The sequence below is a fragment of the Xanthobacter oligotrophicus genome, from assembly GCF_008364685.1.
Classification (GTDB): domain Bacteria; phylum Pseudomonadota; class Alphaproteobacteria; order Rhizobiales; family Xanthobacteraceae; genus Xanthobacter; species Xanthobacter oligotrophicus.
Window position 1 is genome coordinate 154,460 of record NZ_VTTL01000004.1, and the last position, 18,706, is coordinate 173,165.

The following is an 18,706-nucleotide window of genomic DNA, read 5'->3' on the forward strand; positions in this document are numbered from 1 at the left end:
CGTCAGCTGCCCTGGACCTTGCCGGTCTGCGGATCGAGCAGGCGGTGCAGGTGCACGACGAAATAGCGCATCAGGGCGTTGTCCACCGTCTGCTGCGCCTTCGCCTTCCAGGCGGCGGCCGCGCTGGCATAGTCGGGGAAGATGCCGACGATGTCGAGCTTGGACAGATCCTTGAACTCGGAGCCGTCGAGGGTGGTGAGCTCACCGCCGAAAACGAGGTGCGGCAACTGTTTCTGCGTGTCAGTCATGGCTTGTCCCAACTAGCGCTGATCTAAAGTGGCGTTGAAAAACGGGGGCTGCGGCGCACGCTCCACCAGGGCGGCGTGAAGCGCGGGGCCGGCGCAGAGCAGCGCGGGGTGGCGCGGCTCTGGCGCGTTGTAGGTGAGCGGGGTGCCGTCGCGGGTGGTCAGGAGGCCGTGGGCCTCGTGCACGATGAGGTCGGCGGCGGCCAGGTCCCAGTCATTGCTGTTGCCGGCGGCGAAGGCGACATCGATCTCGCCGGTGGCGACGCGGGCGAGGCGCAGCGCCAGCGAGCGCACGCGCGGCAGGCGCTCCACCGGCGCGCGGCGGGCGAGGGCGTCGAGGTCGGCGGGGGGGCCGGCCACCCTGGCGCCGTCGAGGGTGTGGCGCGGCGCCACCTTGAGGGGGGCGCCGTTGAGCAGGGCGCCGCGGCCGGCCTCGGCGGTGAACAGCTCCCCGGTCGCGGGTGCGAACAGGGCGGCGAGGACCGGCCGGCCCTCTTCCACCAGCGCCACCGAGACCGCCCAGTCGTGGCCGCCGGCCATGAAGCCGCGGGTGCCGTCGATGGGATCCACCACCCACAGCCGGCGGGTGCCGAGGCGCGCCGGGCCGTCTGCGGATTCCTCGGAAAGCCAGCCGATGCCGGCATCCAGCGCGGTGAGGTGGCGGTGGAGGAAGGCGTCCACCGCCATGTCCGCCTCGGTGACGGGGGAATCGTTGCCCTTGGTCCAGGATTTCACGCCGGCCTGGAACATGGCGAGCGCGATCTCTCCCGCCGCCGTCACCGTCTCGGTGAGCTGGCGCGCCAGGGGGGCGGGGTCAGGCCCGTCGGGGCCGCTCGTCGGCTCGACGCTCATGGGCCTGCCACATAGGGGCGTCGGCGTCCCGAGGCAAGAAGACTTGTGCTGCACTGCGTCAATGCCGCGCCCCGCCGAGAGCGCTTGCCGCTCGCACAGGCGCACGGCGAACGCCCTGGATTATTGAGTTTGCGCGTTTTCTTCACGCGAACCGGTGCCCACTTCGCTCGAACCACTAGGGCAGGAGCGGCGCGAGGGTGTTGGGCACGAGCGTGTCGAGGGCAAGGCCCGCGAACAGGATCAGGCCGGCGTCGCGGTTGGACTTGAACACCGCGAGGCAGCGGGCGCCGTCGTCGATGTCGAGCCGGCGCACCTGCCCGGCCAGATGCAGGGCAAAGCCGATCAGGCCCATCACCGCGAACGGGCCGGAGGGCACCGAGAGGAGGGCGATGCCGAACAGGACCACAACCAGGGTATAGCAAAGCGCGACCACGAGTGCGGTGCTGCGGCCGAACAGCAGGGCGGTGGAGCGCACGCCCACGATGGCGTCGTCCTCCTTGTCCTGGTGGGCATAGATGGTGTCGTAGGCGAACACCCACAGCACGCAGCCGGCGAACAGCAGCAGGGCCGGGTCGGCGATGGTGCGCATCACGCTGGCCCAGCCCATGAGCGCGCCCCACGAAAAGGCGATGCCCAGGATGAGCTGCGGCACCGAGGTGACGCGCTTCATCAGCGGGTAAACAGCCACCACGCCCAGGGACGCCAGGCCGGTGACGATGGCGAAATGGGGCAGGGACAGCAGCACCGCGAGGCCGACTAAGGCCTGCGCCGCCAGGAAGGCGAACGCCGCCGGCACGCTCACGGCGCCCGAGGCGACGGGGCGGTTGCGGGTGCGGGCCACCTGCCGGTCGATCTTGCGGTCGAGGATGTCGTTCCAGGTGCAGCCGGCGCCGCGCATGGCCACCGCGCCGATGGCGAACAGCACCAGCAGCCGGGGATCGGGATAGGGGGCGTCGTCGGCGATGGCGGCGAGCGTGGTGGACCACCAGCACGGCAGCAGCAGCAGCCAGGAGCCGATGGGCCGGTCGAGACGGGCGAGCCGAAGGTAGGGACGCACGCGCAGGGGCGCGAAACGATCTACCCAGTTACCACTCACGGCATCGGCGACGGGAGGGGTCATCGCCCCTTCGTTGGAACTGGAACGCAATCCGGCAACCTCACTTCAGCGCGTTGCCGTTCAGCGTGTCGAACACGCCGCCGCTCTTCTGCGAGCCGAGGCTGTAGCCGGTGGTGATGCCGAGCGCGCTCGACATGGAGCCCTGCGGCGGCGGCTTGGCGGCACCGCCGCCGGGGGCGGCGCCACCGTTGGCGGCGGCTTCGCAGATCTTGTTGCGGATGCCCACCGACTTCTTGGCGCCTTCGGCGGCATTGTCGATGGCCTGGGGCGGGATCTGGCACCAGTCCTTGTTGTCGCCCAGGAACTTCACCCACTTGGCCTCGGAGGCGGTGTAGGCGCGGAACAGTGGGCACAGGGTCTGCGGGTCGGCCTTCTTCTTGATGGCGGCCTGCAGGGCCTTGCCCTTCTCCTCCAGCTCCGAGCGCACGGAGGCGACATCGCTCTGGCAATCCGCCAGGGCGGCGCCTGTCGACAGCGCGGTCCCGACCAATATGGCCGACGTGGCGAATGCGAGCGTCAGTTTCTTCATGAGGCCGAGCCCCTCCTCATTCCACCCCTGCGGAACCTTGTGGTGATATACACAGCCCAAAGATGGGGCAATATCGGGGCGGACGGCGAAGAGAGCCTATCATTCGTTCCCTAACGGAATTTTGCGATCCGGCGTCGGAAGTCCTGTGGCAGCGCTTGACGTGCGGCCTGCGCATGGGTAGCTTCGCGCAACTTTTGAAAGGGACAGCGCCCACATGCGCAAGATCGTTATTCTTCTCGTAGGGTGGCGCGCCACTTTTTGTCCAGCCTGAGGGCTGCGGCAGACGAGGTGGCGCGTGACGAGGGGCCTTCGGGCCCCTTCGTCGTTTCTGAAGGGCCTCGGCCCTGAAGGGCTTCGGCGTCCGGCACCGGCCGCCATTCGTGACCGAGATGCCGGCGAGGCCGGCGTTGATGCAGGATTTGCCGGCTTGAGCCCGGCGGGGCCGAAGGCGCCCCTGATGGAGTTGCAGACCATGAGCATCCAGATGACCGGCGCCGAAATGGTGATGCGCGCCTTCGCCGACCAGGGGGTCGAGCACTTCTTCGGCTATCCGGGCGGGGCGGTGCTGCCGATCTATGACGCGCTGTTCCAGCAGAACGCCATCGAGCACATCCTGGTGCGCCACGAGCAGGCCGCGGTCCATGCGGCGGAGGGCTATGCCCGCTCCTCCGGCAAGGTCGGCGTGGTGCTGGTCACCTCCGGCCCCGGCGCCACCAATGCGGTCACCGGCCTCACCGACGCGTTGATGGATTCGATTCCGCTGGTCTGCATCACCGGGCAGGTGGCGACCCACCTCATCGGCAATGACGCGTTCCAGGAATGCGACACGGTGGGCATCACCCGGCCCTGCACCAAGCACAATTACCTGGTGCGCGACGTGAACGACCTCGCGCGCGTGCTGCACGAGGCCTTCTACGTGGCGCAGAACGGCCGGCCCGGCCCGGTTGTCGTCGATATCCCCAAGGACGTGCAGTTCGCCACCGGCACCTACATCGGCCGCGAGAACATCCAGCACAAGACCTACCGCCCCAAGCTGAAGGCCGAGGACGCGCAGATCTCCGCCGCGGTGGAGATGATCGCGGGCGCGAAGAAGCCCATCTTCTACACCGGCGGCGGCGTCATCAATTCCGGGCCGGAGGCGAGCCGCCTTTTGCGCGAGCTGGCGCGCCTCACCGGCGTGCCGGTCACCTCGACGCTGATGGGCCTCGGCGCTTTCCCGGCGGCGAACCGGCAGTGGCTGGGCATGCTGGGCATGCACGGCACCTATGAAGCCAACATGGCCATGCACGATTGCGACGTGATGGTCTGCATCGGCGCGCGCTTCGACGACCGCATCACCGGCCGCCTCGACGCCTTCGCGCCTGGCTCGAAGAAGATCCATATCGACATCGACCCGTCCTCCATCAACAAGAACGTGAAGGTGGACCTGCCCATCATCGGCGATTGCACCCGCGTGCTCGCCGACATGGTCGAGGCCTGGAACGCCCGGTCCCTGAAGATCGACCAGCCGGCGATGGCCGCCTGGTGGACGCAGATCGAGCGCTGGCGCGCGCGCAACTGCCTCGCCTATCGCCCGTCGGACGAGATCATCAAGCCGCAGTTCGCCATCGAGCGCCTGTATGCGGCCACCAAGGACAAGGACGTCTACATCTCCACGGAAGTGGGCCAGCACCAGATGTGGGCGGCGCAGTTCTTCCGCTTCGAGGAGCCGAACCGCTGGATGACCTCCGGCGGCCTCGGCACCATGGGCTACGGCCTGCCCGCCGCCATCGGCGCGCAGAAGGCCCACCCCGGCGCGCTGTGCATCGACATCGCGGGCGAGGCCTCCATCCTCATGAACATGCAGGAGATGTCCACGGCGGTGCAGTTCGACCTGCCGGTGAAGATCTTCATCCTCAACAACCGCTACATGGGCATGGTGCGCCAGTGGCAGGAACTGCTGCACGGCGGGCGCTATTCGCACTCCTACTCGGAAGCGCTGCCCGACTTCGTGAAGCTGGCCGACGCCTACGGCGGCGTGGGCATCCGCTGCGAGAAGCCCGGCGACCTCGACGCGGCGATCCAGGAGATGATCAACGTGAAGCGCCCGGTGATCTTCGACTGCATCGTGGACCAGCAGGAGAACTGCTTCCCCATGATCCCGTCGGGCCGCGCCCACAACGAGATGATCCTCGGCGACATGGCCATCGACCTCGACGAGGCCATCACCGACGAGGGCAAGATGCTGGTGTGAGGCACGAGGCGGCCGGGGCGGAATGCGCTGACACGCGCCGCCCTTACCCCCTCTTCCGCTTGCGCGGGGGAGGGCTGGGGAGGGGGCAGGCCCTGTCCGCTTCAGCAAGTGGCTCGGCACCGTGCCTTGCCTCTCCGTCCTCCCCGCCGACCCGGTTGCATCCGTCCCGGCCGCTGACAGCCCCCTCTCCTGACCCTCTCCCGCTTGCGGGGGAAGGGATCCCGCCGACACCTTTCCTTCAGAGCCCCGCCATGTCCCATCCCCCCGAGACCATCGAGCGCCACACCCTCTCCGTCCTCGTCGACAACGAGCCGGGCGTGCTTGCGCGCGTCATCGGCCTGTTCTCCGGCCGCGGCTATAATATCGACAGCCTAACCGTGTCCGAGGTGAGCCACGAGGGGCGGCTGTCGCGCATCACCCTCGTCACCACCGGCACCCCCATGGTGATCGAGCAGATCAAGAACCAGCTCGACCGGCTGGTGCCGGTGCACAAGGTGCGCGACCTCACCGTCGAGGGCACCGCGCTGGAGCGGGAATTGGCCATGGTGAAGGTGCGCGGCCTCGGCGAGGCCCGCGGCGAGGCGCTGCGCCTTGCCGAGGCGTTCCGCGCCCGCGTCATCGACGCCACCCGCGAGAGCTTCGTGTTCGAGATCACCGGCAAGTCCGACAAGATCGACCAGTTCGCCTGGCTCATGGAGCCGCTGGGCCTCGTGGAAGTGGCGCGCACCGGTGTGGTCGCCATCTCCCGCGGGCCGGAGGCCATGTAGGACAGGATGTTCCCGTTCATCATTTGAGGCAGCGCCTCGCGCCGGGGCAGGGCGGGAAAGCCGCCCTCCGGCGCGAACGGCTGTTCCCATTTCCCGCAATCCGGTGCAAAGGGACGCCCGGCGCGGATCAAACCGACATTCAAGACAACGCCCATAAGGAGAAAACGATGCGCGTTTACTACGATCGCGATGCCGACCTGAACCTGATCAAGGGCAAGAAGGTCGCCGTCGTCGGCTATGGCAGCCAGGGCCATGCCCATGCGCTCAACATGCGCGACTCGGGCGTGAAGGATGTCGTGGTCGCCCTGCGTCCCGGCTCCGCCACCGCCAAGAAGGCCGAGGCCGAGGGCTTCAAGGTGATGAGCCCCGCCGACGCCGCCAAGTGGGCCGACGTGGTGATGATGCTCACCCCCGACGAGCTGCAGGGCGACATCTATCGCGAGAGCCTCGCCGACAACATGAAGCACGGCGCGGCGCTGCTGTTCGCCCACGGCCTCAACGTACACTTCAACCTCATCGAGCCCCGCCCCGACCTCGACGTGCTGATGGTGGCCCCCAAGGGCCCCGGCCACACCGTGCGCTCCGAATACCAGCGCGGCGGCGGCGTGCCGACCCTCATCGCCATCGCCCAGGATGCCTCGGGCAATGCCCATGACCTCGGCCTGTCCTATGCTTCCGCCATCGGTGGCGGCCGCGCCGGCGTCATCGAGACCACCTTCAAGGAAGAGTGCGAGACCGACCTGTTCGGCGAGCAGGTGGTGCTCTGCGGCGGCCTCGTGGAGCTGATCCGCGCCGGCTTCGAGACCCTGGTGGAAGCCGGCTACGCCCCGGAGATGGCCTATTTCGAGTGCCTCCACGAGGTGAAGCTCATCGTCGACCTCATCTACGAGGGCGGCATCGCCAACATGAACTATTCCATCTCCAACACCGCCGAGTATGGCGAATACGTCACCGGCCCCCGCATCATCACCCCCGAGACCAAGGCGGAGATGAAGCGCGTGCTCACCGACATCCAGACCGGCAAATTCACCCGCGACTGGATGCTGGAGAACAAGGTGAACCAGGCCTCCTTCAAGGCCACCCGCGCCCGCGCCAACGCCCACCCCATCGAGGAAGTGGGCGAGAAGCTGCGCGCCATGATGCCCTGGATCAAGGCCAAGGCTCTCGTGGACAAGACCAAGAACTGAGGTTGTTTGTCGGTTACGGGGAGGCGGTCGCCTCCCCGTAAATTTCTCCCAAGGGGTCGGTTGACGCGCTTTGAACCCTCTCATGATCGCGAAGACATAGGCGCTTCCCGGAGGCGGAGATGGGCGAGACCGACGACCTCGAATGGCACGATGACAAGGATGCGGCGAACCGTTTGAAGCACGGTTTGCCGCTCTTCTTTGCGGCGGTCATTTTTGATGGCCGGCCGCGCTTTGAACGTCTCTCTCCGAAGCAGGTCGCCGGCGAGGCCCGCGTGGAAGCCATGGCAGAAGTGGCCGATCGCGTGCTATACTGCGTCTATATCTGGCGTGGCACGAGACGACGCATCATCTCCGTCCGGGCAGCGCATCGGAGTGAACGGCGTGCCTACGAAAAAGCAACTCGAGGAAGCTGAACGTCTCTTGCGCACCTTCGACTGGTCGAAGGTGGACGCCATGTCTGACGCTGAGATTATCGAGGCGGCAAAGGCAGATCCGGACACCTCGCTTCCCACCGACGAGGAACTCGCCGAGTTCGATCTCGTCATCCCCGCGAAAAGCCGGCGCAAGCCGCCGAAGGAAGCAGCCGAATAGGTTTGCGCGCCATTGCGCACCTGGCGGGTGCGTGGCGACGGCCGCCTTGCCTTGCGGCGGGCCTCTCGCCAAGAGTCTCCCGCACCCAGATCTCCCACCTGGCTTTCCAGCCTTACCGCGTCCCATACGCCATGTAGCGGACGATGCGCCAGACGCCGTCCGGATCGCGGCGGAAGACGTCCAGCCCCTGCTCCGCCCAGCTTTCGCTCTTGTCTGGCGTGCTTTTGCCCGCCGCGCTCAGCGTGGAGGTCCAGGTGAGGCGCACGGCGGCCATGTCGCCTGAAACCAGGATGTCGTGGATTGCCACCGTGTAGGTGAGCCTGCGGTCCGGCTTTGCCAGCGCCGCCTTCAGGCGGCCGCAGACCGAAGCCTTGTCGCCCACCGGGGCGGTTTCCACGTCCGACTGCAGGTCGTCGGCGAAGAGGTCGCAGACACGGGCGGCGTCCCCCGCATTGAAGGCCTCGGCCCAGCCCGTGAGGCGGGCGCGGATCGCGGCCTGGTCGGACGTCTGGGCAGCTTCGCCGGCTCCTGCGAGCCGGAGCGAAGCCGGCAGCGCCAGGACCACGGCAAGCGCCACCGAAGCGAGAGGCAGGGCAGCGCGGCGCGTCATGGGGTTCTCCAAGCTGGCCTTATCCCCGGTGGGCGCGCGCCCGTCCGGCTCAAGGTCGCGGCGAGGATAGCGCGGCCGCTGCCAGCCTCAATCCACGATCTGGGTCTGGATGGTGAGGATGTCGTAGGCCGGCGCCTCGGGCGGGTTGGCGTAGAGGCTGGTGAAGGTCGAGGCGCCGCCGTCCGTCGTGATGGCGCGGCGGGCGAGGCCGCCGATTTCCCCGCCATAGACCTGGATGGCGATGGCCACCCCTACTTCCGAGGCATTGGCGATCTTCAGGCCGTCGCCGCCCTTGGGGGAGAAGGTCTCCACCGCTCCGGCGGGCAAGGCCTTCACCGGTGCGCGGGGCTCGGGGGCGGCGCCGTCGGGCAGGGCGAAGCGCTGGCGGTGGATGCTGCCGCGTAGCACGCCGAGAATCTCCCAGAACGGCTCCTGGCACAGGGGCAGGTCGGCGCCGCCCGACAGAACGGTGGCAACCACGCTGAAGCGCTCCATGCCGTCCGCATAAAGCTGGTACTGGCGGAACGGCGCCTCCCCGGCCGTGGCGAACACGCCCGGCAGCCAGTCGTCGGTGGCGACGAGGCGGCCCATGAGGTCGGCGCCGATCATCAGGATCTCGCGGGGATCGTCCGCCAGCTCCACCATGGACTGGATGTCCCAGATGAAGCGCTTGAGGGCGGGCGGAACGGGTTCGGTCACGGGCGGATCCTCGCGGCGGCTTCAGTGGTCGTGATCGTGGTCATCATGATCATGGTCGTCGTGGTCATGGTCGGTCTTTGCGGCGGGCGGCTTCACTAGCGTGGCGGCCAGCACCGTGCCGGCGGCGAGGATGCCGTCGTCGTCGATGGCATGGCCGAGGCCCGGCCGGCGCATGCTCTTCGCCGGCACGCCCAGCGCCTTCAGCCGCTCGCGGGTGGCGACCATCTGGTCGAAGGGAACCACCGCGTCCTCCTCGCCATGGATCAGCAGCACCGGCGGCCGGGCGCGGATCTCGCCGGAGAGATCATCCGCCTCGGGCAGCGCGCCGCAGAAGCCGATGACGAGGGCGGGGGATGCGGCGCGGCGCAGCCCCACATGGAGCGCCAGCATGGCCCCCTGGGAGAAGCCCACGAGAGCGAGGTGGTTGTCCGGCAGCCGGCGCTCGGCCAGCATGCGGTCGAGGAAGGCGTCGAGCCACGGCCCGGCGGTGGCGAGGCCTTCCGAGATGGCTTCCGGCGTCATGTCGTCCGAAGGGAACCAGCGCCGGCCGCCGCCGGGGGCGGGGAAGGGGGCTTCGGCGGCGAGGAAGTCGGCCTTGGGCATTTCGGGTGCCCAGTTGAGGGCGAGGTCGATCACCTTCTGCCCGTCGGCGCCCTCCTCGTGCAGCAGCACCACGAGCCACGCCGGCTTGCCGCAGGACAGGGCGGCGATCTTCGGTCCCGCGACGATGGGCAGTTCGGCGTCCGAGGTGGGAGCGGGGGAGACGTGCGTGGTCATCCGCGCGCGCCCGTGCAGGACCGGCGCAAGGCGCGCCGGAGGAGAGCCGGGCGGCCGTTGTCACACCCATGTCGGGTTCCGCACGCGAGCGGGCAGGCCGCGCGCGGGGTCGAATCTGCCTTCGTCGCCAAGGCCATGGCCGGCCCCACTTGCCATCGCGCCCCCGCTGCGGGGGCTTCACGGTACTGGTCTGGCAAGAAATGGGCCGGTGATGGGCGTCAGGCGATGGGCGCCTTGGCGCTCACCACGCCGCCCACCAGGTTGAGCCCCAGCAGGAACTCGGACGGCAGCTCGGTGCGGATGAGGGGCACGCGCTCCACCGGCCGGGCCAGCGCCTCGGCCTGGGCGCGCCGCGCCGCCACCGCCGCCGCGATATCCACCGCCGCGAAGCAGAAGCTCGCCCCGGGGCGCAACTGGGCGAAGCTGCCGAGATCGGCGCCGATGACGGTGGCGATCTTGGGATAGCCGCCGGTGGGCGCGCGGTCCGCCATCTGCACGATGGGCAGGCCCTCGCCCGGCACCTGGATGGCGCCATGGGCGATGCCGTCGGAGACGATGTTGAAGCCGCCGGCGTGGGTCAGCGGCTCGCCCTCCAGCAGGTAGCCCATGCGGTCGCTGCGGCCAGAAAGGGTCCACGGCTGGGTGAGGAAGCGCTCCACCACCTCGGGCGCGAAGAAATCGTCCTGCGGGCCGAGCACCACGCGGACCACGTCGCGCGAGCGCTCCAGCCACGGGGCGATGAGGCGGGAGGGGGCGGTATGGCCCAGCTCCGCCGTCGCGCCCAGGGGCAGGCGGTCGCCCGCCTTCAGCGGCCCGCCGTCGAGCCCGCCGAGGCCGGAGCGGGTGTGGGTGGCGGTGGAGCCCAGCACCGGCGCAAGGGCAAAGCTCCCCGCCGCCGCCACATAGCACCAGGCGCCCGTGGCGCCGGCGCGCAGGGAGAGGGCGGCGCCGGACTCCAGCGTCAGCACCAGCGGGGTTTCCAGCTTCTGGCCGTCCAGCGTCACGGTGAAGGGCGCGCCGGCGATGGCCAGCGTCACCGGCCCCTCTTCCGCCGCGAGCGACAGGCCGCCGAGCCCCACCTCGATGGCGCTGGCGCCGGGCGTGTTGCCCACGGCGAGGTTGGCGGTGGCGTGGGCGAGGGCGTCCATGGGGCCGGCCCCGGTGACGCCGAAGCGCAGGTAGCCGTGCCGCCCGCTGTCCTGGATGGTGGTGCCGGGACCGGCGGCGACGATGCGCAGGGCGGGGGCGCTCATGGCTGCCCCCGCCGTGCGACCACTTCGCCCGCCGCGGCGCGGGCTTCCAGCGCGTCGAAGGTGGCGCGGTCGATGGGCTCGAACATGAGTTCGTCACCCACGTCCAGCAGTACCGTCGGGGTGCGGGTGAGGGAAAACATGCGCTCTGGCGTGCGGCCGACGAGGAACCAGCCGGTGGGCATGGAGACGGTGGCGATGCTGGCGAGCCCGCCCGCCATCATCACCACGTTGGGCGGATGGGGCGGGCGAGGCTTGAGCCGGCGCGAGACCTTGGCGAACGCCTCCGGCAGGCCGCCCAGATAGCAGAATCCGGGCGCGAAGCCGTACATGTAGAGCCGGTAGCGCGCGCCGGAATGCAATGCCACCACCTCATCGGGAGTGAGGCCGGTGGTGGCGGCGATGGTGGCGATGTCCTCGCCGAATTCGGGATCATAGCAGCAGGGGATGGTCCAGAGCGCGCCGCGCCGAGCTTCGGCAGGAGCGGCCTGCGCCAGCGCCGTCACCTCGGCGGCCAGCGTCGCGCGGTCGATCACCAGCGGGTCGTAATGGATCATGAGCGAGCGATAGGTGGGCACGCTCTCGCGCACGCCGGGCAGGGCCCGCGCGGTGACAGCCGCATCGAGGGCAAGCACACGGTCGCTGATCGCTGGGTCCACCTCGTTGCCGAACTCGGCGACGAGGGCGGTTTCCCCGGCATCCAGCAGGCGCAGGCGACAACGTTCTGGCGAAGGACTTTCAGGCGAAGGGGACAATGGAAATGCCCTCGTCTTCGAGCCGCGCCCGCACGCGCCGGGCGGTCTCCACAGCATGGGCACTGTCGCCGTGCACGCAGATGGAGCCGATCTCGGTCGGCAGCGGCGTGCCGGATGCGGTGATGATGGAGCCGGCCTTCACCATGGCGACGACGCGCGCGGATGCCTCGTCCGGATCGGTGATGACCGCGCCGGGCTGGCCGCGCGGCACCAGCAGGCCGGCCTCCGTATAGGCGCGATCGGCGAAGATCTCGGCGATGGGGGTGAGCCCCGCCGCGCGGGTGGCTTCAGCCTGCGCGCCGAGGGGGCCGGCAAGGATGGGCAGGCGCGCATCCACCGCCTTCACCGCGCGGGCGATGGCGGCGGCGACTTCCGCGCTCTCTTCCGCCATGTTGGAGAGGGCGCCGTGGGCTTTCACGTAAGACACGCGGTGGCCCGCATAGGCCGCCAGCCCCTGGGCGGCGCCGACCTGATAGGCGACCAGCCGCTCGATCTCTCCCGTCGAGAAGGGGATGCGGCGGCGGCCAAAGCCCCACAGGTCGGGAAAGCCGGGATGGGCGCCGACGCTGACGCCCTTCTGCTTCGCCAGAGCGAACACCCGGGCCATGATCTCGGGGTCCCCCGCATGCAGGCCGCAGGCAAGGTTCGCCGAGGAGACGATGTCGAGCAGCGCCGCGTCGTCGGTGATGGCGTAGGCGCCGAAGCCCTCGCCCAGGTCGGAATTGAGGTCCACCTGCATGGTGCTGTCCCCTCAGGAATGGCTTGAGACTGACCGAATATGGCGTGCCGCGATCCCGGCGTCAGGCCCGGGCTTGCATCGGGCGGGATGGCCGGGACGTGCCCGGCCATGACGGCTTGATCGCTTGGCTTCCGCCGCCAGACGCGCGGTCAGATGCCCAGATACGCGCGGCGCACGTCCGGATTTTCGCGCACCTCGGCGGCGGAGCCGGACAGGATCACCCGTCCGGTCTGCAGCACATAGGCGCGGTCGGCGATCTCCAGGCTCTCCACCAGCCGCTGCTCCACCAGAAGGATGGTGACGCCGGTGTCGCGGATGGTCTTCACCGCGTCGAAGATCTCGTCCACGAGCTTGGGCATGATGCCCTGGGACGGCTCGTCGAGCATCAGGAGGCGCGGGCGGGTCATCAGCGCGCGGCCGATGGCGAGCATCTGCTGCTCGCCGCCGGAGAGCGTCGCCGCCTTCTGGGGCAGGCGCTCCTTCAGCCGGGGGAACAGGGTGAAGACCTGCTCCAGCGGCGCCTCGCGGTCGGCCTTGTCGGCGTGCAGATAGCTGCCGAGGCGCAGATTGTCCGCCACCGTCAGGCGCGGGAACAGGCGCTTGGCCTCCGGCACGTAGGCGATGCCCCGTGCCGTGATGAGGTGGCCGGCCATGCCGTCGATGCGATCGCCGGCGAAGGTCACGGTGCCGCCCTTGGGGCGCTCCATGCCGGCGATGGATTTCAGCAAAGTGGACTTGCCCGCGCCGTTGGCGCCGGCCACCACCACGATCTCGCCCGCCTTCACTTCCACCGAGATGTCGGAGATGGCGATGAGGCCGTCATAGGCCGTGGTCAGGGATTTGACATCAAGCAGCACGGTGGCGATCCCCGAGATAGGCGGTGATGACATCCTCGTTGCGGACGATGTCGGCGGGGCTGCCCTCGGCAAGCAGCTTGCCGAGGTTGAGCACGATGGCCCGGTCCACCAGCTGCATGACGATTTCCATCACGTGCTCCACCATCACCACGGTGATGCCGCGGGCGCGCACCTTGCGCACCAGATCCATGCCGAGGCGCGCCTCGGAGGGTGTGAGGCCGGTGAGCACCTCGTCCAGCAGCAGGAGCTTGGGCTCGGTGGCGATGGCGCGGGCCACCTCCAGCCGGCGCTTCTCCGGCGGGGTCAGCTGGCCGGCGGTGGCATCGGCGCGGCCGTCGAGGCCCACATAGTCCAGCACCTCCAGCGCGGCGGCACGGGCGCGGGTGGCGTTGGCGTTGCGCACGAAGGCGCCGATCATCACATTCTCGGCCACGCTCATGGAATCGAAGGAGCGGGGCACCTGGAAGGTGCGGGCGATGCCCAGCCGGCAGCGCTCGGCCGCCGGCATGCGGGTGATGTCCACGCCCTCGAACAGGATCGAGCCGGAGGTGGGCACCCGCGCCCCGGAGATGGCCGCGAACAGGGTGGACTTGCCCGCCCCGTTGGGGCCGATGAGCCCCAGGATCTCACCGCGCCGGATGGAGATGGAGACATCCGAGTTGGCCACCAGGCCGCCGAAGCGCTGGGTGACGCCGCGCGTCTCGAGCAGGATATCGGACGTCATGCCTTGCCTCCGCTCTTGCGGGTGAAGAGGCTGAGCAGGCCCTCGGGCTTGGCCAGCGCCACCACCATGATCAGCGCGCCGTAGATGATGAGGTCGAGGCCGGAGCCCGACCCGCCGAGATAGGAGCGGGTGATCTCGGTGAGGGGGATGAGGATGGCGGCGCCGAGCGGGGCGCCCCACAGGGTGCCGATGCCGCCGAGCACCGCCGGCAGGGCGAACAGCAGCGAGAAGCGGAAGCTCATCACGCTTTCGGGGTCGATGTAGGAGACGAAGGCCGCATAGAAGCCGCCGCCCACCGCGGTGAAGAAGGCCGACACCGCCGCCGCCGCAAGCTTGGAGCGGAACACTTCCACGCCCAGGCTTTCGGCCGCCTCCGGATCGTCCTTCACCGCGCGCCACCAGAAGCCCCAGCGGGAATTCTCGATGAGATAGGTGACGAACCACACCACCACCAGCAGCCCGAGGGCGATGTAGAAGTAGGGCACCTTGTCCCGGGCGAACTGGAGGGTCCAGATGCTGTCGGTGCCGAACGGCCACTGGATGCCCAGGGCGCCGCCGACAAAGTCCCAGTTGTGGACCAGGACCAGGCCGATTTCCGCGATCACCAGGGTGGCGATGGCGAAGTAGTGCCCTTTCAGCCGGAAGGTCATGAAGCCGAGGCCCACCGCCAGAATGGCCGAGAGCACGCCGCCCACCACCATGCCGAACCAGGGCACGATGTCGTAGTTCACGTAGAGCACGGACGCCGCATAGGCGCCGATGCCGAAGTAGAGCGCATGGCCCAGCGAGATCTGGCCGCAATAGCCGCCCAGGATATTCCAGCTCTGCGACACCGCCGCATAGAGCAGGGTGAGGATGAGGACGTTCTGGAGATAGACGTCCCGGATGCCCAGGGGCAGGCAGGCCACGGCGGCGAACACCGCGGCCGCGACGACGAGCTGGCGCCGGCGCTTGGCCAGGAAGGCATCGCCGCGCAGCTTGAGGGAGGTGAGGGTGCTGTCGGTCATCTTCACAGCTTTCCGAACAGGCCGCTCGGGCGGAAGAACACCACGCCGAGATAGAGGGCGTAGATGCCCACCGCCTTCATGGTCGGCGGCAGGATGAGGGCGGTGATGGCCTCCACCAGCCCCACGATGACGCCGGCCACCAGTGCGCCGAACACGCTGCCGAAGCCGCCCAGCGCCACCGTCACATAGGCGATGGTGCCGAAGGTCGCGCCGACCTGGGGATGGATGTAGTAGAAGATCGCCAGCACCGTGCCGGCGAGGCCCACGAGGGCGGCGCCGAGGCCCCAGCCGACCGCGAACACCTTGTTGCGGTCGATGCCCACCAGCGCCACCGCGCCCTGGTCCTCGCGGGTGGCTTCCAGCGCCTTGCCGAAGTCGGTCCGCGAGATCAGGGAGAGGGCGGCAAACGCCGCGATGGAGATGAGGCCGCCATAGATCTGCGGCCAGGGCAGGAAGATGCCGGCGAGGTCCAGCGTGTGCCCGCCGAGCCACGAGGTCTTGATGGACCGGTAGTCGGGGGTGAAGAAATACTGGGCGCCGCCCTGGATGAGGATGGCGAGGCCGAAGGTGGAGAAGATCTGCACCATGCCGGCATTCGCCTTGGTGCGCATGGCATAGCGCACCACCGCCACATAGACGAACGCGCCTACGCAGAACATGAGCCCCACCACCAGGGGTGCGACCACGATGGGATCGAGGGTCGTCCACAGGACGAGGCCGAACGTGGCGTACATGGCGATCATGAGGAATTCGCCATGGGCGAAGTTCACCACATCCATGAGCCCGAAGATGAGCGAGAGGCCGACTGCGATGAGGGCATAGATGAGCCCCATCAGCAGGCCGCTCGCAAGCACCTGGATCAGCGCTTGCGCGGTCATTGTGTGTCCTTCCAGCCGGAACGTCAGCCGTTGATTCAGCCGTTCATGGGCCAGATGGCAGCGGCGATGGCCACGTCCTCGGGGAAGATGGTGACGAACTTGCTGCCGGTGTACTGCAGCAGAACCGGGCTCGCGTCGGGGTTCTGGCCTTCGTCGTTAAAGTGCACGCGCGCCCAGGGCATGATGGTGCGGGTGCCGGGAATGTCGGTGGCCGCCAGCGCATCGCGGATCTTGGTGCCGTCGGTGGACTTGGCCCGGTCGATGGCGTCGGCGAGGATGACGAGGCCCATCAGCTCGCGGGAGGAATTGTCGTTGAGGTCGCGTGAGGAGCGGGCCTTGTACATCTCGTTCACCTTGCCGATGAACGGACGCTTGGCGGCCAGATCCAGCGAGAAGGAGGCGCGGGAGATGGCGCCGATGAGCTTGTCGCCCACCGCGTCGAAGGTCACCTGCTCGGAGAAGCCCGAGGCCTGGGCGACGAGGTTCCTGGGCTTGTAGCCCAGCTCCGCCATGGTCTTCACCAGAAGGATGGCGTCGGTGGTGTAGGTGGACGGCATCAGCACGTCCGGATCGGCGCTTTTCAGCTGCTGCACTTCGGCGGAGAGCGAGGGCGAGTTGGACTTGTACTTGATGTCGGCGGCGATCTTGTAGCCGCGCTCATTCGCGAGCTTGCGCTGCACGTTGGACGAATCCACGCCGAAGATGGTGTCCTCATAGAACAGGCCGACGCTGTCGATCTTCTTGCCCTTTTTCTTCTGGGCGTCGAAGAAATCGAACATGGCGGCGGAGAACATCTCGTCCTGCGCGGCCGGGCGGAAGAAGAATTTCAGCTTCTTGCGCTGGAGGCTGGGGGAAGACGAATCCGCGCACAGGAACGGCACGCCGTAGCGCTCGGCCACCGCGCTCACGGTGGAGGACACCGCCGACTGGTAGCAGCCGATGAGGGCGGTCACCTTGTCCTGGGTGATGAGGCGCTCGGCCTCGGCGCGGCCCTTCTGCGGGTCGGCCTGGTGGTCGGCATAGACGAGGCGCACCTTGGCGCCGCCGAGGCCCGCAAGGCCGGCGGCCTTGGCGGTGGGCATGTCGAAGTCGAACGAGCCGTTGATGATTTCGGCGGCGGTTTCGAAGGCGTGGCGGGCGTCGATGCCCACCTGGGCGCTCGGGCCGGACATGGCGTAGAGCACGCCGATGACCACTTCCGGCGCGCCCTGGGCGAAGGCACGGGAAGCGGCGCCGGTGAGGCCGACGAGCGGCAGGGCGGAAGCGGCGAGAAGAAGCTCTCTGCGGTTCATGTGTGGTCCCCTCTGAAGGTCAGGATGTCTGGATAGGCATTTGTTGCAGTCTGCGCCGTTTTCGGCGTCAGTCCGAGCGTTGCCGCCCGGGAATGATCAAAGGATCGCGAACTCGGTGTTGCGCCGGTCGGTGACCAGCATGCAGCCGGGCGCGTGGGTGATGGCGAAGGACGGGCGCGCCTCGGCGATCACCGACTGGGGGGTGACACCGCAGGCCCAGAACACGGGCAGCTCGTTGTCGAGCACTTCCACCGCGTCGCCGTAGTCGGGCTGCATCAGGTCCTTGATGCCGATCAGCTCCGGCAGGCCCACATGCAGCGGAGCGCCGTGCACCTGGGGAAAGCGCGTGGTGATCTGGATGGCGCGGATGGCATGGGCCGGCACCAGCGGCCGCATGGACATGACCATGCGCCCCGAGAAGCGGCCGGCGGGCACGCACTGCACATTGGTGCGGAACATGGGCACGCGCACGTTGCGCTCCACATGGCGCAGGGGCAGGCCCTCGGCCATCAGCGCTTCCTCGAAGGACAGGGAGCAGCCAATGACGAAGGCGACCAGATCATCGCGCCAATAGTCCGTCACGTCGGCGGTGTCGGCGATGACCTCGCCATCCTGCCACACCCGGTAGCCGGGGAAGTCGGTGCGGATGTCGAGGTCCTCGCCCAGTACCGGCACCTTGAAGCTGCCGGGCTCCGACATGCCGATGACCGGGCAGGGGCGGGGATTGAAATGGCAGAAGCGCAGGAATTCCTCTGCCAGATCCTTGGGCAGCACGGCAAGGTTGCCCTGCACATAGCCCGGCGCCATGCCGGCGGTGGGGCCGGTGAGCGCGCCGCTGCGGCAGGCCTGGCGCACCGCCAGCGGGGTCTGGTAGGCGGAATAGGCGTCCGGCTGGGGCGCGATACGCAGGCTTGCTGTGCTGGCCATGGTGAGGCTCGTCCTGTTCATCGCCGGGGCGATTCGGGCTGATCTGGCGTCGAGAGCACTTGGTGGCTTGCCTTTGGTGGCCTGCCCATGGATTAAGCGCGCTCGATCTATGGGCATTATCGAGACGAAAGACGCACAAGGTCCAATGATGATTCAGGATTGTTTCGGATAAGGCAGGCTTATAATCCGCGCCGGCTCAGGGTTTGACGGCGAAGCAGGCCTCCACCTCCACGCTCATTCCGCTGGGCAGGGAGGAGGCGCCGCTGGCGATGCGGGCATGCCGCCCCCGCTCGCCGAACACAGCGCAGAACAGATCAGACGCCCCGTTGATGACGCCGGGGTGGCCCTCGAACGTGTCCACACAATGCACCAGCCCGGCCACCCGCACCACCTGCATCACCCGGTCGAGGTCGCCGTCGCAGGCGGCCTTGAGCTGGGCGAGAAGGTTGAGGGCGCAGAGCTTTGCGGCCTCATAGCCCTCCTCGGGCGTGCGCTCGGCGCCCACCTTGCCGGCATAGAGCAGCTGGCCGTCGCGGCGCGGGCCCTGCCCGGAAATGAACACCAGGTCGCCCACCCGCACGAACGGCACGTAGGTGCCGCGCGGGGTGCCGGCCTGCGGCAGGGTCAGGCCGAGGGCGGTGAGCTTGTCTTCCGCTTCAGTCATGTGCGA

The 18,706-nt window shown here is 68.5% G+C and carries 22 protein-coding genes; 5 read left to right on the top strand and 17 right to left on the bottom strand.

What is annotated here, in order from left to right; all coding sequences use genetic code 11:
- Window positions 1-2: 2 nt before the first annotated feature.
- The 4 genes from FZ033_RS07705 to FZ033_RS07720 all read right to left on the bottom strand — a co-directional run bounded on the left by FZ033_RS07705 (window position 3) and on the right by FZ033_RS07720 (window position 2,743).
- Complete coding sequence (locus tag FZ033_RS07705; protein ID WP_149575573.1) at window positions 3-248, bottom strand: DUF4170 domain-containing protein; 246 nt, start codon at window positions 246-248, stop codon at window positions 3-5.
- 12 nt (window positions 249-260) lie between these two features.
- On the bottom strand, window positions 261-1,097 hold the full coding sequence (locus FZ033_RS07710; RefSeq protein ID WP_149575574.1) for a 3'(2'),5'-bisphosphate nucleotidase CysQ: 837 nt from the start codon (window positions 1,095-1,097) through the stop codon (window positions 261-263).
- Between the two features lie 175 nt (window positions 1,098-1,272).
- On the bottom strand, window positions 1,273-2,217 hold the full coding sequence (ubiA, locus tag FZ033_RS07715) for a 4-hydroxybenzoate octaprenyltransferase (RefSeq protein WP_149575575.1): 945 nt from the start codon (window positions 2,215-2,217) through the stop codon (window positions 1,273-1,275).
- A gap of 37 nt (window positions 2,218-2,254) precedes the next feature.
- On the bottom strand, window positions 2,255-2,743 hold the full coding sequence (locus FZ033_RS07720) for a hypothetical protein (protein ID WP_149575576.1): 489 nt from the start codon (window positions 2,741-2,743) through the stop codon (window positions 2,255-2,257).
- Between the two features lie 472 nt (window positions 2,744-3,215).
- Here FZ033_RS07720 and FZ033_RS07725 point away from each other — a divergent pair, with 472 nt between their 5' ends.
- The 5 genes from FZ033_RS07725 to FZ033_RS07745 all read left to right on the top strand — a co-directional run bounded on the left by FZ033_RS07725 (window position 3,216) and on the right by FZ033_RS07745 (window position 7,521).
- Window positions 3,216-4,976 carry an acetolactate synthase 3 large subunit gene (locus tag FZ033_RS07725; RefSeq protein WP_149575577.1) on the top strand — a complete coding sequence of 587 codons (1,761 nt, stop codon included), beginning with the start codon at window positions 3,216-3,218 and terminating at the stop codon, window positions 4,974-4,976.
- 251 nt (window positions 4,977-5,227) lie between these two features.
- Entirely contained in the window at window positions 5,228-5,743 is a 516-nt protein-coding gene (gene ilvN, locus FZ033_RS07730) for an acetolactate synthase small subunit (RefSeq protein WP_149575578.1), read from the top strand.
- A 167-nt stretch (window positions 5,744-5,910) separates the two neighbouring features.
- Window positions 5,911-6,930 carry a ketol-acid reductoisomerase gene (ilvC, locus tag FZ033_RS07735; RefSeq protein WP_138399247.1) on the top strand — a complete coding sequence of 340 codons (1,020 nt, stop codon included), beginning with the start codon at window positions 5,911-5,913 and terminating at the stop codon, window positions 6,928-6,930.
- Between the two features lie 119 nt (window positions 6,931-7,049).
- A complete protein-coding gene (locus FZ033_RS07740) occupies window positions 7,050-7,343 on the top strand; it encodes a BrnT family toxin (RefSeq protein ID WP_149575579.1) in 294 nt (97 codons plus the stop codon).
- Window positions 7,344-7,383: 40 nt separating this feature from the next.
- Entirely contained in the window at window positions 7,384-7,521 is a 138-nt protein-coding gene (locus FZ033_RS07745; protein ID WP_210247869.1) for a hypothetical protein, read from the top strand.
- 112 nt (window positions 7,522-7,633) lie between these two features.
- Here FZ033_RS07745 and FZ033_RS07750 read toward each other — a convergent pair whose 3' ends face one another.
- From FZ033_RS07750 to FZ033_RS07810, 13 genes are all read right to left on the bottom strand, one after another.
- Entirely contained in the window at window positions 7,634-8,131 is a 498-nt protein-coding gene (locus FZ033_RS07750) for a YybH family protein (RefSeq protein ID WP_149575581.1), read from the bottom strand.
- Window positions 8,132-8,218: 87 nt separating this feature from the next.
- Window positions 8,219-8,830 (bottom strand): cysteine dioxygenase family protein, encoded by a 612-nt coding sequence (locus FZ033_RS07755; RefSeq protein ID WP_149575582.1) that lies wholly within the window; start codon window positions 8,828-8,830, stop codon window positions 8,219-8,221.
- Between the two features lie 21 nt (window positions 8,831-8,851).
- Window positions 8,852-9,607, bottom strand: coding sequence for an alpha/beta hydrolase (locus FZ033_RS07760; protein WP_149575583.1), 756 nt, complete (start codon window positions 9,605-9,607; stop codon window positions 8,852-8,854).
- Window positions 9,608-9,825: 218 nt separating this feature from the next.
- Window positions 9,826-10,860, bottom strand: coding sequence for a 5-oxoprolinase subunit C family protein (locus FZ033_RS07765; protein WP_149575584.1), 1,035 nt, complete (start codon window positions 10,858-10,860; stop codon window positions 9,826-9,828).
- Window positions 10,857-11,612 (bottom strand): 5-oxoprolinase subunit B family protein, encoded by a 756-nt coding sequence (locus FZ033_RS07770; RefSeq protein ID WP_149575585.1) that lies wholly within the window; start codon window positions 11,610-11,612, stop codon window positions 10,857-10,859. The genes FZ033_RS07765 and FZ033_RS07770 overlap by 4 nt, the downstream gene beginning before the upstream one ends.
- On the bottom strand, window positions 11,596-12,351 hold the full coding sequence (locus tag FZ033_RS07775; RefSeq protein ID WP_149575586.1) for a LamB/YcsF family protein: 756 nt from the start codon (window positions 12,349-12,351) through the stop codon (window positions 11,596-11,598). The genes FZ033_RS07770 and FZ033_RS07775 overlap by 17 nt, the downstream gene beginning before the upstream one ends.
- A 149-nt stretch (window positions 12,352-12,500) precedes the next feature.
- Window positions 12,501-13,241: an ABC transporter ATP-binding protein gene (locus FZ033_RS07780; protein WP_393992516.1), complete on the bottom strand. Its 741-nt coding sequence runs from the start codon at window positions 13,239-13,241 to the stop codon at window positions 12,501-12,503.
- A complete protein-coding gene (locus FZ033_RS07785; RefSeq protein ID WP_149575588.1) occupies window positions 13,198-13,932 on the bottom strand; it encodes an ABC transporter ATP-binding protein in 735 nt (244 codons plus the stop codon). Before FZ033_RS07785 ends, FZ033_RS07780 begins: the two co-directional genes overlap by 44 nt.
- Window positions 13,929-14,939 carry a branched-chain amino acid ABC transporter permease gene (locus tag FZ033_RS07790; RefSeq protein WP_149575589.1) on the bottom strand — a complete coding sequence of 337 codons (1,011 nt, stop codon included), beginning with the start codon at window positions 14,937-14,939 and terminating at the stop codon, window positions 13,929-13,931. Before FZ033_RS07790 ends, FZ033_RS07785 begins: the two co-directional genes overlap by 4 nt.
- Before the next feature lie 2 nt (window positions 14,940-14,941).
- Window positions 14,942-15,817: a branched-chain amino acid ABC transporter permease gene (locus FZ033_RS07795; protein WP_149575590.1), complete on the bottom strand. Its 876-nt coding sequence runs from the start codon at window positions 15,815-15,817 to the stop codon at window positions 14,942-14,944.
- Window positions 15,818-15,852: 35 nt separating this feature from the next.
- Entirely contained in the window at window positions 15,853-17,109 is a 1,257-nt protein-coding gene (locus FZ033_RS07800) for an ABC transporter substrate-binding protein (RefSeq protein ID WP_149575591.1), read from the bottom strand.
- A gap of 96 nt (window positions 17,110-17,205) precedes the next feature.
- Window positions 17,206-18,036, bottom strand: coding sequence for a putative hydro-lyase (locus tag FZ033_RS07805; protein WP_149575592.1), 831 nt, complete (start codon window positions 18,034-18,036; stop codon window positions 17,206-17,208).
- A gap of 196 nt (window positions 18,037-18,232) precedes the next feature.
- Complete coding sequence (locus tag FZ033_RS07810; RefSeq protein WP_149575593.1) at window positions 18,233-18,700, bottom strand: RidA family protein; 468 nt, start codon at window positions 18,698-18,700, stop codon at window positions 18,233-18,235.
- Window positions 18,701-18,706: the final 6 nt, after the last annotated feature.